Source organism: Heliorestis convoluta, from assembly GCF_009649955.1.
GTDB classification, from domain to species: Bacteria; Bacillota; Desulfitobacteriia; order Heliobacteriales; family Heliobacteriaceae; genus Heliorestis; species Heliorestis convoluta.
In genome coordinates this window covers 1,662,317-1,676,749 of record NZ_CP045875.1, presented here as the reverse complement: position 1 = coordinate 1,676,749, position 14,433 = coordinate 1,662,317, and the positions used below count along the sequence as shown (strand labels likewise).

11 protein-coding genes are annotated in these 14,433 nt (G+C 44.6%); all 11 read right to left on the bottom strand.

The features are described from left to right. Positions 1 to 31 precede the first annotated feature (31 nt). The 11 genes from murA to FTV88_RS07970 all read right to left on the bottom strand — a co-directional run bounded on the left by murA (position 32) and on the right by FTV88_RS07970 (position 14,407). Entirely contained in the window at positions 32 to 1,306 is a 1,275-nt protein-coding gene (gene murA, locus FTV88_RS08020) for a UDP-N-acetylglucosamine 1-carboxyvinyltransferase (protein ID WP_153725154.1), read from the bottom strand. Continuing rightward, the gene (murB, locus tag FTV88_RS08015; RefSeq protein WP_153725153.1) at positions 1,307 to 2,239 is read right to left on the bottom strand and encodes a UDP-N-acetylmuramate dehydrogenase; all 933 of its coding nucleotides are present in this window, start codon (positions 2,237 to 2,239) and stop codon (positions 1,307 to 1,309) included. Positions 2,240 to 2,249: 10 nt separating this feature from the next. After that, complete coding sequence (gene murC / locus FTV88_RS08010) at positions 2,250 to 3,644, bottom strand: UDP-N-acetylmuramate--L-alanine ligase (protein WP_243137056.1); 1,395 nt, start codon at positions 3,642 to 3,644, stop codon at positions 2,250 to 2,252. Positions 3,645 to 3,781: 137 nt separating this feature from the next. Further along, positions 3,782 to 4,903, bottom strand: a complete 1,122-nt coding sequence (gene murG, locus FTV88_RS08005) for an undecaprenyldiphospho-muramoylpentapeptide beta-N-acetylglucosaminyltransferase (RefSeq protein WP_153725152.1) — start codon at positions 4,901 to 4,903, stop codon at positions 3,782 to 3,784. A 36-nt stretch (positions 4,904 to 4,939) separates the two neighbouring features. Further along, entirely contained in the window at positions 4,940 to 6,040 is a 1,101-nt protein-coding gene (gene spoVE, locus FTV88_RS08000) for a stage V sporulation protein E (protein WP_153725151.1), read from the bottom strand. 119 nt (positions 6,041 to 6,159) lie between these two features. Then, the gene (gene murD, locus FTV88_RS07995; protein WP_243137055.1) at positions 6,160 to 7,518 is read right to left on the bottom strand and encodes a UDP-N-acetylmuramoyl-L-alanine--D-glutamate ligase; all 1,359 of its coding nucleotides are present in this window, start codon (positions 7,516 to 7,518) and stop codon (positions 6,160 to 6,162) included. A 25-nt stretch (positions 7,519 to 7,543) separates the two neighbouring features. Further along, positions 7,544 to 8,509: a phospho-N-acetylmuramoyl-pentapeptide-transferase gene (mraY, locus tag FTV88_RS07990; protein WP_153725149.1), complete on the bottom strand. Its 966-nt coding sequence runs from the start codon at positions 8,507 to 8,509 to the stop codon at positions 7,544 to 7,546. A 23-nt stretch (positions 8,510 to 8,532) separates the two neighbouring features. Then, positions 8,533 to 10,017 carry a UDP-N-acetylmuramoyl-tripeptide--D-alanyl-D-alanine ligase gene (locus FTV88_RS07985; protein ID WP_153725148.1) on the bottom strand — a complete coding sequence of 495 codons (1,485 nt, stop codon included), beginning with the start codon at positions 10,015 to 10,017 and terminating at the stop codon, positions 8,533 to 8,535. Next, positions 10,004 to 11,548, bottom strand: a complete 1,545-nt coding sequence (locus FTV88_RS07980; protein WP_153725147.1) for a UDP-N-acetylmuramoyl-L-alanyl-D-glutamate--2,6-diaminopimelate ligase — start codon at positions 11,546 to 11,548, stop codon at positions 10,004 to 10,006. The genes FTV88_RS07985 and FTV88_RS07980 overlap by 14 nt, the downstream gene beginning before the upstream one ends. Before the next feature lie 53 nt (positions 11,549 to 11,601). Beyond that, positions 11,602 to 13,752, bottom strand: coding sequence for a stage V sporulation protein D (locus FTV88_RS07975; protein WP_153725146.1), 2,151 nt, complete (start codon positions 13,750 to 13,752; stop codon positions 11,602 to 11,604). A 148-nt stretch (positions 13,753 to 13,900) separates the two neighbouring features. Beyond that, positions 13,901 to 14,407: a cell division protein FtsL gene (locus tag FTV88_RS07970; RefSeq protein WP_153725145.1), complete on the bottom strand. Its 507-nt coding sequence runs from the start codon at positions 14,405 to 14,407 to the stop codon at positions 13,901 to 13,903. Positions 14,408 to 14,433: the final 26 nt, after the last annotated feature.

The window sequence follows — 14,433 nt, the reverse complement described above, 5'->3', positions numbered from 1 at the left end:
AAAATAAGCCCCAGTGATAAGATACTGGAGCTTATTGAGAAAAAATGGTCTCTTCTAGTCGAATCTGAGCTCCCAATATAGATAGTTTATCGACCAATCTTTCATAGCCTCTTTCTATATGATGAATTCTCTCTACAGTCGTACCATTTTCAGCACAAAGGCCTGCTAAAATCAAGGCAGAACCAGCCCGCAAATCAGTGGCTTCTACAACCGCACCACTTAAAGAGGGTACTCCTTTCACAATAGCAACCCGACCTTCTAGCCGAATGTTGGCACCCATTCTTCTTAATTCATCAACATGCTTGAAACGATTTTCAAATATGGTTTCTGATATCACACTCGTTCCCTGACCGATTGATAAAAAAGCCATCATTTGTGCCTGCATATCCGTAGGGAAGCCTGGATAGGGCATCGTTTTCAAGTCAATACCTTGTCGTTCCTTTGTTCCAATAACACGAATCGCATCGTTCTCTTCTTGTACAATAACGCCTGCTTCTCGAAGTTTTGCTGTTACGGGCTCTACATGTTCTGGGATTACGTTCGTAATTCGAACATCGCCTTCTGTAATTGCTGCAGCAACCATAAATGTGCCTGCTTCAATTCGATCAGGAATAACCTGGTGCTTGCCACCACCTAATTCTGAAACGCCGTCAATTCGAATTACATCAAGGCCTGCGCCACGCACTCTCGCACCCAAAGCATTCAAAAAGTTTTGAAGATCGATAATTTCTGGCTCTTTGGCTGCATTGCGAATCACCGTTGTGCCTTTTGCCAAGCAAGCAGCCATCATTAAATTTTCCGTTGCTCCCACACTTGGAAAGTCTAGATGAATATCGGCTCCTTGCAAGCGTTCCGCTTCTACTTCAAAGTAGCCGAATCTCTCCTCAAAGCGAGCGCCCATGTTTTGTAATCCTTTAAGGTGAAGATCCATAGGGCGACTCCCAATGGAGCAACCACCAGGATGAGAAAGCTTTACTCGTCGAAAGCGACTAAGTAAAGGCCCTAAGACGAGATTGGATGCACGCATGCGTCGCATTAGATCAGCAGAAATTTCATCGGTTCTAGCCTCTGTCGCATCTATAACTAAAGTTCCTTCGTCCCAGTGAACTTGCGCACCCAGATTGGATAAGACCTCAAGCATAACCCGAACATCTGTTAAATTTGGGACATCAGTGATCCTGCAAGAACCTTTCGCCATCAATGAAGCTGCTAAGATAGGCAATACGGCGTTCTTCGCTCCACTAATTCGAACTGTCCCGGCTAAAGGATGCCCCCCCTCTATGCAGATCCTTCGTTCCCCTGACATTCAACCTGCCTCCCCGGTTCTCCCGATGACATGAACTTCTGATTCCAGTTCTATCCCGCAGGTTGTCTTCACACGTCGACGAACCTCTTCAATAATCTCTAGTACCTCTGCCGCTTTCGCATTGCCAAGATTGACAATAAAGTTGCCATGAATCTTTGAAACCTGGGCACCTCCAAAGGTAAAGCCTTTCATCCCCACTTCTTCAATCAACTTTCCTGCTGATTGACCGGGGGGGTTAAGAAAAATACTACCTGCATTGGGCCATTGCAATGGCTGCGTAGCTTTTCTTTTTTCAAAAACCTCTCTCATGGTAGCTTCAATCTCTTCTCTTACATGAGAAAGCAAATCCATAGCAACTGTTGTCACTACTATTTTTTCTTTTTGCAGACGCGAAAAACGATAGCCATATTGTAATTCTGACTTTTCGTAGCAAACCTTTTGGCCTTGTTCATTGATGCCTTCAATCCAGGTCACCACTTCAGCCATAGACTGACCGTGGGCACCGGCATTCATAACAGCAGCACCACCTAAGGTAGCTGGTATCGCTACAGCAAAATCCAATCCTTTGTATCCTTTTTGTGCTGTATAGCGAGCCAAAGAAGGCAATTTACATCCTGCACCAGCAATGAATCGATGGTTTTGCCATTCTTTTTGCGAAAAATTATCCAATTTAATAACAATACCTTCTATTCCACCATCAGAAACAAGTATATTAGAACCTGCTCCGATGACAGTCCAAGGTACCTTGCATTCTTTACACTGTAAAAGCAAATAAGCTAGATCAGCCTCATCTTCCGGTATGGCCAAGACATCAGCAGGTCCGCCAATTCGCCAAGTCGTGTGAAGAGCCATGGACTCATTGACTTTCCAAGAGCCTCGAAAAGCCCCTTGAATGTGCTGATAGGCTCTTTCTAGACCCTTATGAATCGTCATTGTTCTCCTCCTACCGGATAGATACTTCTCCGGTCAATCGGTTTAAATATTCAACGCCTACGGACCAAATATTTCCGGCTCCCATGGTCAGAACAAGATCGCCAGGCTTTGCAATTCTTATCAAATGTTGAATCATATCTTCTGCATTGGCTCCGTAAAAGACTTTTTCTTGCATCTCCTTCGGCAGCGCTTTAATAATCAAGTCTGCTGACACGCCTGGAATTGCCTTTTCACCAGCTGGATACACTTCATTGATAATTACAACATCGGCATCGCCAAAAGCTTTCCCGAACTCTTGATACTGCGCTTGCGTACGACTATAACGATGGGGCTGAAATACAGCAATAACTCTTTTCGGTTCCACTTGTTTGGCCGCTGCAAGCGTTGCTTTTACTTCTGTAGGATGATGTGCATAGTCATCGACTACCTCAATACCTCGAATATGGCCTATTCGCTGAAATCTACGACCTACACCACGAAAAGCCTCTATGCCTTGTAAAATCCTTTCAACGGGCATCCCGATTTGATGACAAACGACAAAGACAGCTAGCGCATTACTCAGATTGTGAAGCCCTGGTATGGAGATTTTCATCGTGCCAAGATATTGACCTTGGAAAAATATCTCTCCTTCGGAACCAGCTGCTGTTAAGCTGGGGTTGACAACTCTGTAATCCCCTTCTTCATGAATAGCATAGGTCCACACCTTTTTGTTCACTATGGCAGTCGCCATCTCTCGCAATCGTTGATCATCATTACAAAGAATTAAAGAACCTTCTGGTGATACATTATCAGCAAAATCATAAAATGCTTTAACGATCGCATCGACAGAGTGATAATGGTCAAGATGATCATCTTCGATGTTCGTAATTACAGCCATCCAGGGATTTAATTTCAGAAAAGAAGCATCGCTTTCATCGGCTTCAGCAGCCATATAATCGCCTTGCCCCCATGTGGCATTGCCATTAATATCACGAATTTCACCACCAACAACAATGGCTGGATCTAGCTGAGCCTGTTTTAAGACGAGCCCTAAAAGAGCACTTGTTGTTGTTTTACCGTGAGAACCGGCAATGGCAACCCCTTTTTTCAGCTTCATGAGTTCTGCCAACAAGTCAGCTCTGTGTAAAATTGTAAGATCTCTTTCTTTCGCTGCTATGAGCTCCGGATTATCCTTCTTTACAGCCGTGGAGACGACAACAACGTCGACAGCGGAGTCAATATTTTGTGCTTTGTGACCTTTGAAAACGATAGCTCCTTCTGAACGCAATCTCTGAGTAACGACTGTATCAGCCAAGTCGGAACCGCTTACAGGATAGCCTAACTGTAATAAAATCCTGGCTAAGCCACTCATGCCTGTTCCGCCAATGCCAATAAAGTGAATCTTTCTGTCTTTATTCCATTTCACTGTATAGGTTCAGCTCCTTTCCCGGGAAGCCCCTGGAATCATATCGTACTGTGTAGACCCGCCCGGCTGAAACTGCTACATACTATGCAGCAGAACCAAGACTGCTCCTAGGCTTGTCTTAATAAAAGTCAAAAAACTTATAATACATCTTCAATCTCATCTAAAATTCTTTCCAACGCCTCCGGTTGACCCAAAGCCTTCGCAGCTTTTGCCATGGAAGCCAACTGAGTAGGTTGGTTGCAAAGCGATTGAATGGTTTTTTTAATAGTCTCTCCATCTACGTCTTTATCCAACAGAATTTGCGCTGCGCCCGCGGCTTCCATGCTGCGGGCGTTTGCTTCTTGGTGATTCTCTGCTGCATAGGGATAAGGTACCAATAGAGAAGGTACACCTCGAACAGTAAGCTCAGAAAGAAAAGCTGCGCCGGACCGGCCAACAGCAAGATCAGCAGCAGCCAGAGCAAGCTCCATATGATCAAGATAGCCGATAATCTTAATGTTTCCATCATTATCCAGATCTATGCCCGTTTTTTGATAGTGCTCTCGCGTCGAATCATAGTTGGCTTGCCCTGTAACATGAATGATATGATATTTATTGTTCCCAGACCAGGCTTTAGCCAGCGTTGGCAAAGCTTCATTCAGACGTTGAGCGCCTCTACTACCACCAACGACAAGCAACACAAAGGAATCTTCTGATATAGAGAAAAACTGTCGGCCTTCCGCTCTTGTCGCCGTTACAATGGAAGGTCGTACAGGGAGACCCGTCAGAACAGCCTGACGACTTTCCAATCTTTTTCTTGCTTCATCAAACGTTAAGAGCACTTTCCGGACTCGAGGCGCTAGAATACGATTGGTAATTCCGGCAAAAGCATTCTGCTCATGAATCAGCGTTGGGATACCTAAAAAAAGCGCTGCCATAGCCACTGGCAAAGCTACAAAGCCTCCCGTACCGATCAAGGCCTGTGGCTTTAGTCGACGTAAAACAACAAGCGCTTCTAGCAACCCCAGCGCTGTCACACCAAAAGAAAGCATTGCTTTTGGATGAACTTTTCTTTCTAGCCCACGACTGTGTACAGCTAGAAAAGGCAAGCCTTCCCGAGGTACAATACTTTTTTCTAAGCCACGATGGCTCCCGATATAATGTACTTCTGCACCAGAAAAACGTTTTTCCAAGCCTCTTGCAATCGCTAGGGCTGGATAGATATGTCCTCCCGTTCCTCCACCAGTCACGACAAAAGTCATTTTTCTTTTCATCATCATAAAAAAACTACCTTTCTTCTAGCGTAGAAAGGGTTCCTATCGAGGGGTAAATCGCGATATGTTCAATAACAAACCGACACCAGCCAGGGTAAAGAAGAGCGAAGAGCCCCCGTAGGAGAGAAAAGGCAAGGTAATCCCTGTTACTGGCAACAACCCTGTTACAACGCCCATATTGATAATCGCTTGTAAGGCAATTTGACAAGTAAGGCCAACAGCCAGCAAACTACCAAAAGCATCGGGACAAAGAATGGCTACTCGCAAACCACGCCACACCAAAACGAAGAATAAGACAATAACAAAAGTAGCGCCTAACATACCTAGTTCTTCGCCCAAAATTGCAAAAAGAAAGTCTGTATGGTTCTCTGGAAGGTAAAAGTACTTCTGTTTGCTCTGGCCTAGGCCGCTCCCGAAAAGACCTCCAGAACCTAAGGCAAAGAGGGATTGCAAAGTATGAAACCCTGTTCCCAATGGATCGGCCCAAGGATCTAGGAAACCTGTAATTCGCCTCATACGATAGGGTTCTAAGATTGCAGCTAGTGCAATGAGAATAACACCGATTACACCGAGCGATATCATATGACTTTTACGAGCGCCTGCTACATAGAGCATAATATAAATAGTACCACAAATCGCCATGGCCGTACCAAGATCAGGCTGTAATAAGATAAGCCCCGCAATTGCTGCCATTAACAAAAGATAGGGACTCAGTCCCTTTGTCAAATTCGTTAATTTATAGCCCGATTGGGATAATCGATGGGCTACAAAAATAACTACAGCCAGCTTAATTAACTCAGAAGGTTGAAAAGCTAAAGGCCCAAGATTAAGCCATCGCGTTGAACCTGATACGGTTTTCCCCAGACCGGGTATTAGTACTGCAATCAAAAGTATAAAACTACCAATGATAAACCATTTGCTATAGGGGATGAGACGTCTATAGTCTAGACGCATCATTGCAATCATAACAGCAATTCCTAGCAAAGCCCACATAGTTTGTCTTTTAAAAAAGTGAAAAGCATCGTTATAAAGATAGGTGGCCTTCACAGAACTAGCACTTAAAACCATTACAATACCAAAGGTCAATAAGAGAATGACAGACAGAAAAATGATAAAATCAGGTGCCCTCGCTTTGAGACGCATCGAGTCTCCCTCCTCTCGACCTCGAAAGCAGACAGATCTTTATAACTTCTTTCCTAGTCTCTCATCTGTAACAGCAAAGCTCATGACTGGCTTGCTTTCATTCTCTACAATAGAGAGCTCTATAAGCTTTGGACTAGCTTTTTGAACAAACGTCCTCTTTCTTCATAACTTGAGAACATATCCCAGCTGGCACAGGCAGGGCTTAAGAGGACTATATCACCTTGTTGCGCGATTTTAACAGCTTCTTGCACCGTCTCATCAAAAGTTTCTACTGTAACAATGGCTTGATAGCCTTGAGCGCGCAACGCTTTTTCAATGGCTCCCGCGGCCTGCCCAACCAAAATAACCGCTTTTGCTTTCTTTTGGATCACCTCTGCCAATTGAGAAAAGTCGCTTCCTTTATTTTTGCCTCCAGCGATAAGAATTACGGGTTGTTCGTAAGACTCTATTGCTTTAATTGCCGCATCGGGATTGGTACCTTTAGAATCGTTCACATAAGTAACACCATTAACAGTACCAACGGGCTCCATTCGATGCTCTACAGGATGAAACTTTTTCAGCGCTTCTGCTACAACAGAGGGCGCAATCCCCAGTGCCAATGCTGCTGTCGAAGCAGCCATAGCATTTTCAATGTTATGAAGCCCTAGGATCTGCAAATCTTTGACTGCCACAAGGGGAATCGTTCCAGCCGTTGAGACAAAGTAAATCTTTTCTCCATCGTAATAGGTACCTCGCTCTACTTTCCTTTTCGAGCTAAAAGTATAGACTTGCCCAGCGCAAAGCTTCATCATAGGTGCCACCAGAGGGTCATCCCCGTTGAGAATTGTAATATCGCCATCATCCTGTCTGGCAAAAATACGGCTTTTAATTGCACCGTAGTTTTCCATGGTACTATGTCGGTCTAAATGATCGGGCGTAATGTTTAAGATCATAGCTACTTTGGGATGAAAGTTCTCGACAGTCTCTAGCTGAAATGATGAGACTTCTGCGACCACCCAATGGTTGGCTGATAAATCTTGCACTGCTTCTATCAAAGGAGAGCCAATGTTACCACCCACCAAAGGCTCCCAGTTAGCTTCTTCCAGTATAGCACCCATTAAAGAAGTGGTTGTTGTCTTGCCGTTCGTACCGGTAATCGCGATAAAAGGCGCTGGCGATAGCCGAAAGGCTAACTCTAGCTCCCCTGTAATTGAAATACCTTGTGCCATCGCTTCTTGCGCTGGTGGAACCGTTAGCGGTACGCCAGGGCTCATGACCACTTCTTGGAAAGAATGTTCAAGGAGGCTGGGATAGCCCCCTCCATAAATCTGAATTGACATTGTGGCAAAATCATCAGGCACCACAATCTTTTCTTGCGGTTTGGTATCACACAAAGTTACTTGCGCACCTTTTTTCGCAAGAGCTCTCGCCGCAGCAATTCCACTTTTTCCAGCACCAACAACGAGAACTTTATTATTACAAGGCTGCAAATCTATCAACGATTTTTTCATCCTTTCTACTCGACTAGAAACGAATATTAAATGCTAGCATCGTTCCTAGCGAGGCTGCTACAAGAGAAGCGGCCCAAAAAGAATAGACGACCGTTTCTTCTCTCCATCCACCGAGTTCAAAATGATGGTGCAAAGGGCTCATGCGAAAAATACGTTTTCCTGTTAGCTTAAAAGAAGCAACTTGCAAAATAACAGACAAAGCTTCTGCTACAAAGACAGCACCTAAAATCGGTAAGATCAGTTCCGTACGAGTGATCATTGCTAGTGCAGCAATGGCACCACCAAGAGCCAGCGACCCCGTATCTCCCATAAACATACGGGCAGGATGGCGATTAAAGAACAGAAATCCTATACAACCACCTGCTAAAGCAGAGGCAAAAATAGCTGCATCGGTAGCTCGTTCTGCCGATGCAATCACAGCAAAAGCAAGAGCAACCCAAAAAGTCATGCCTGATGCAAGACCATCTAAACCATCAGCAAGGTTTACAGCATTGGTCGTACCAATAATTAAAAATAAAGCAAGACCATAATACCAGTAGCCTACTTCCCACCAAGTATTTAAGAAAGGAATATAAAGAGCTGTTCCACGGTCCAAAATATGAACAACGCCATAGATCAATATAATAGCAACTACAAGTTGACCTGCAATTTTTTGATAAGCCCTCAAGCCAAGAGAGCGTTTCTTTACAACTTTAATAAAATCGTCCGTAAAACCAATAAGTCCAAAGCCAAGAGTTCCGAGCAATAACAGGGCCATTTCCACAGAGAATCCTTGAGGAATTAAAGCACCTAAAGGAATGGCAAATAAAAAAAGAATGCCACCCATCGTAGGCGTCCCAGCTTTGCTTAGATGAGCCTTCGGTCCATCTTCCCGTATATTCTGACCAAACTTAAGACGTCTCAAGAAAGGAATCAGCCACGGTCCTGTTATTAATCCTATTGCTGCAGCAATGATAAAAGCATAGAATAATGATTCCATCTTCATCTCTTCCCTTCAGGCCATCAACGTAGCGCTTTAACCAGGACATTTACCAATTCTTCCAACCCCATCCCGCGGGAAGCTTTTATAAGCACAAAGTCTTCTGCCTGAAGCATCGGTACAATTGATAGAGCCGCTTCTTGACGAGTTTCATAGGTATAGACTTTATTTTTCTCCATGCCTGCCTGCAAAGCACCTTCGGCAATATGTAAGCCCAAAGAGCCAATGGCGATCAATAGATTGTATCCCTGGCGATGTACTTCCTTCCCAACTTCCTGGTGAAATTGAGAAGACATTTCTCCTAGCTCATACATATCACCGAGAATGGCTACCTTCCTTTGTTGACAGGCAATCTCTGATAGAGTTCCTAAAGCAGCCTTCATGGCTGTGGGATTGGCATTATAGGCATCATTAATTACAGTAATTTTTTGAGGAAAACGATGAGTCTCCCAGCGTAAAGAAGACAACTGGGCTGTCAGAAAAGCTTGAGCTACCATTGACGTATCGAGATGTAATACTTTCGTAACAGCCAGTGCAGCCAATGCATTGGCCACTTGATGTTTTCCTGGTAAAGAAAGACGAAAACAAGCAGATTGCAAGGGGACCTTGTCGTTCTCTTGTCGAGGATAAGAGAGCCATTGATAAAAAACTTCTGAACCTTCTAGGCCTAAAGCTTTAATATGATCCGCCACAATCACTTCTACAGGCCTATCTTCTGGCCACCCCGTCTCTCGCAGTGTCTTCCAGAGCTGGTTGTGATCAAGACCATAAAAAACACACATGCAGCTGCTATTTATAGCCTGCTGAACAGCCAAGGCATCTTCTCCATTGACAATGGCAATCCCTTCTGGTTGTAACGAACGGAGCAGCTCACCTTTTGCCTCGGCAATTGCTTCCATTGAACCAAGCAATTCTAGATGAACAGGGCCAATATTCGTTAAAACAGCGATATCAGGGCTGGCAATGCTACAGAGCTCCTCAATTTGACCCCGTCCACGCATTCCCATTTCTAGAACAAGTGCTTGATGATGATCTTGCATAGAAAGCAGGGTGAGAGGTAAACCTATCTCATTGTTAAAGTTTCCTGGACTTTTCATCACGTCCAAAGTGCTTTCTAAGGCTGTAGCCACCAAATCCTTGGTCGATGTTTTGCCTGTAGAGCCCGTAATTGCAATGACCGGAACATTCCTACTTTGCCTATACGCCCGGGCTCCCTGCTGTAATGCTTTCTGCACATCATGAACAACAATAATGGCTTGTTCTGGTTGTAGCCAATCTAGCCACTGCTCATCAAATTCTTGGACAACTACGGCTGCCACAGCTTTTGCTAAAACTTGTGGTACATACTTGTGTCCATCTGTATTCTTTCCAGAAAAAGCAAAAAAGAGATCGCCTTCTTGAACTTGTCGACTATCGATTCTAGCAAGACCTGAAAACAATCTCTGCTGGTTGCCATAAACCTTGCCATCGATCCACTGGGCCAATTGACCAATCTTAAGATTTCTCATAGCCCAACCCCCGCAAAATATCACTCGCAACCTTGCGGTCGTCAAATGGAAATACTTCCGTACCAACTATCTGGTATGTTTCGTGGCCTTTGCCTGCAATCAAAACAAGATCATCCTGTTGGGCTAGCGTCAATGCTTTTTGAATTGCCTCTTTTCGGTCGACAACGACTTCATAAGAAGCACCTGCAACGCCACGAATCCCCGGCAGAATATCTTCGATAATTTGTTCTGCTTTTTCTGTCCTAGGATTGTCGGACGTGACAACAATCCAATCGCTCCAGCGAGCGGCTATAGAACCCATTTTTGGACGCTTGGTCCGATCACGATCACCGCCACAACCGAAAAGGGTAATCACTCTTTTTTTCGCCACATTGCGAGCTGTCGTCAATACATTCTCCAAGCCATCCGGTGTATGGGCATAATCAACGACGACCGAAAAAGGCTGTCCTTGATCAACAATTTCAAAACGACCGGGCACTCCTTTAACAGAACCTAAGGCTTTTGCAATTTCTTCTACCGCAAGACCTTCAGAATAAGCAAGAGCAAAAGCCGCTAAAGCATTGGACAAATTAAAGCGACCTGTTAGTTGCAACTGCAAAGCGACAGTACCTCCTGGATAGGTAACGTCACAAGAAGCACCTCTCGGTGTAACTTTGCACTTTTCTCCTTGAATGGTTGCTTTTTCTTTTAGTCCATAGGTTATTTGGGGCACTTTACAGTTTTGACGAAAATAAAAAGCATGTTCGTCATCTACGTTAATGATTGCCCTTGTAACTCGAGACTTTTTGCCTTCATGAAGCTTTTGAAAAAGTCGGCTTTTTGCTTCTCTGTAATTTTCCAATGTGCCATGATAATCGAGATGATCTTGCGTTAAATTCGTAAAAATTGCGTAATCAAATTCCACATGATCTACACGACCTTGATCTAAAGCATGAGAAGAGACTTCCATAACAACAGCTTGCGCACCTTCTAACTCCATTTGAGCGAGCAGCGCTTGCAGTTCCAAGGACTCCGGCGTTGTATGCGTTGCAGGCCATTGTTTCTCACCAAGACGATTGCCGATAGTGCCAATCACTGCAACCGCAAGACCTTGGGCTTGTAACAAAGCTTCAATCAGATGCGTTGTCGTTGTCTTGCCGTTCGTACCCGTTATTCCAACCATTAGCAAGCGACTTGAAGGATGATTATAAAAATTACTGGCACTTTGACTGAGACTATCACGACTGGAAGATACCACAATCTGAGGTACTTGAATTTTTTTTAGGTACCGCTCCACTACAAGTACCGTAGCGCCTCTTTCCACAGCCTGGACTGCATAATCATGACCATCTCTTTGCAAGCCAGGAATACAAAAAAAGAGAAAGCCCGGTTCCACTTGCCTGGAATCGTAGGCAAGGCCCGAGATTTCTTCTTTCCATAATGGCAAAAAGTTCCCCTCATCGCCCTGGTCACTGTAAGTGCCAGGAAAAATTCGATTGCCATAGCCTACTTCTTTGAATCCAACACCAGCAAGGACCTTGCCCAGTTCCATTGACCATTCCCTCCCTCATAACTACTTATCATAACCAAATAACTAGCAAATAATCATGGTCCCTGTTCATCGAAAGGCAAGAAGTCTACACGTACTACCGTGCCTACAGGAACTTTTGTGCCTGCTGGAATGCTTTGGCGATAGGCCAAACCGGTTCCATACATTTCAAGAGACAATCCTGCTCTTGTTAATAACTCACTAGCCTGTCGTATTGTTTTTCCTCTGATATCAGGACAGATTGTTTCAGACGCAACTTCTGCTTGGAATACTTCTTCGTGATCATCTAGATAAAGAATCACCGTACTTCGAGGCGCTACGACTTCACCAGCCTGGGGCAATTGACCTATAACACGGCTACCAAAGCCTTCTGTGGCTGCACCGAGGCTAACACCTCGCAAAGTCTGTGATGCTTCTGTAACATCAATGCCCGTAACTTGCGGAACGACCACTTCTCGAACTCCCTCTGTTATAACTGTAGGCGCTTGGTCTTGCACGGCTTGTGGTTGAATACCAAGGTGACGAAGTGTATCTACCATAATAGAACGAAAGATAGGTGCTGCTACAAGGCCACCGTAATAAGGCATGCCTTCTGGCGCATCAACGACAACAAGGCATACAATCTCCGGATCATTGGCTGGCGCTAGACCGACAAAGGAAGCTACATATTCTCTTTCCATATAGCCACCGCCTGGCTTGATCTTTTGCGCCGTTCCTGTCTTACCGCCGACACGATAACCTTGGAGATAAGCATTTCGACCTGTACCGTTGCTTACAACAGATTCTAGAATTAAGTTAAGTTCTTCAGCCGTCTCCTTTGATACAACCTGACGAATCATTTCCGGTTCAAATTTTTCTACAATAGCACCCTGCGCATCAATCACTTTCTCGACGAGCTGAGGCTTCATTAATTTACCATCATTGGCCACCGCAGAAACAGCCGTAATCAATTGAATTGGCGTCATGGCGTTCGCTTGACCGATGGACATGGTAGCAAGATCAATGGGTTTTGCTGCATTACGAGGCACCAGAATACCTCCAGCTTCACCATTCATCGGAATGCCTGTAGGCGTACCAAAACCAAAGGCATGAAGATATTTATAAAACTTATCTAGGCCAAGGTTCATACCCACAGTCACAAAGCCTGGGTTACAAGAGTTTTCAACAACTTCTGTAAAATCCTGCTGCCCATGGCCTTCATGTTTCCAGCAGCGCAACCGTAATTTATCAATCATGATATAACCGGGACACTGATAATTATCTTTATCCCCAACGACCCTTTCTTCCATAGCAGCTGCGGCCGTTACAATCTTAAAAGTAGACCCCGGTTCGTATATGTCATTGATGGCTCTGTTGCGACGAGCAGTATCTGGATAGAGATGCCGTTCATTGGGATCGAAAGTCGGTCGATTGGACAGTGCAAGAATTCGACCTGTTTTCGCTTCCATAACAATTACAGTAGCCCCTTTGGGGTTCCGTTCTCGCTCTAGCTTATCAAGTTCCCGCTCTACAATATACTGGATAGTCTCGTCAATCGTAAGAACAACACTATGGCCGTCTACAGGCCGAATAAAAGCATGTTGAGCCTGTGGCAATTCTCGGTTCGCGGCATCGTACTCAGCGACCAATTTGCCTGGAACTCCTCGCATTTGCTGGTCAAAGATCAGTTCTAGCCCTTCTAATCCTCGAGAGTCAATATCGGTAATTCCTAAGACATGAGAGGCTAGCTTACCCTTTTCATAATAACGTCTGCTTTCAGGTATGTAGTCAATGCCAGGTAAATCCAATTGACGCAACTGTGCTACTTTATCGGGATCGACTTTTCTTCTAACCCAAACAAAGCCCGTATTCGTGCGTGTAATCCGTTCATAGACATCGTCTTCATCCATCTCTAAAATGGTGCTCATCTGTTGAGCCATTTCTCGTATCCTGTCATCACTACGGCGACGCACTTCCGCTGGATTAGCAACAACAGAATCCACACTGATCGATACAGCCAGCGAACGCATATTTCGATCGTATATGGTGCCTCGCTTTGCTTCTACAGGTAGGTCTCGCAATCGTACCTCTTCTGCTTTGCTCGCATAGAAATCACCTTTTATAACTTGTATCCAGAAAAGACGACCTATCAAGACGATCATTAAAAAAGCTAAAAACAAGAAAAGCTGTGTTGAGCGCTTTTTCACCTGTACAGGCGTAGCAAACACAGTATCCTCTCCTTACCTCAAACCCCAAAGCCTCTCAGAGGGCCTGAGAAGCACTATTTGGCTCTAAAAGTCCCAAGGGTCCAAAAAACATTATAGTGTTAAGATTCAATGAGAGCAAGAGTCTTCTACAAACAAAGGAAAGAAAGCCTTAGGTCGACAAACGGCTGAAAAAACGAGAAAGTGCCGCTAAGAAAGAATTTGAGCCAACCGTTAGCGCTTCATCCTCTACCTTATAAGACCCTTGGTAACTTTGCTTTTGTTGACTCGACTCTATCACAGGTGCTGTAGCAGCGCTTCGTACCGTTACAATCTGTGCGGCTTTTGGTGCCTGCATCCCCAGTTGATTCAAAGCAATTCTTTCAATTCTATCTAAAGATTCCAGTTGGTTAATTTCAACTTGCAGCTGCCCAAGAGCTTTCTTTTCGTCTGCTAAAGCCTGGCGAATATCTTGTACTTCTTTACCCTTTTGGGCTACATAAGCATACTGCCCAGCGACCAGTAACCCACAACCCATTAATACCAGTATGGCCAATACAAGATTTCGCTGCTTTTGACGACTACGGCGCTTTTTTACAATCACTCTATGCTCCTGGGGGGCGCCTATAGGACTGTAATCCTCCCTTGGCTCAAGGATTGGAGCAGTGGCTTGTTTCAAAGCTATTCAACCTCCTTGTTCAATAG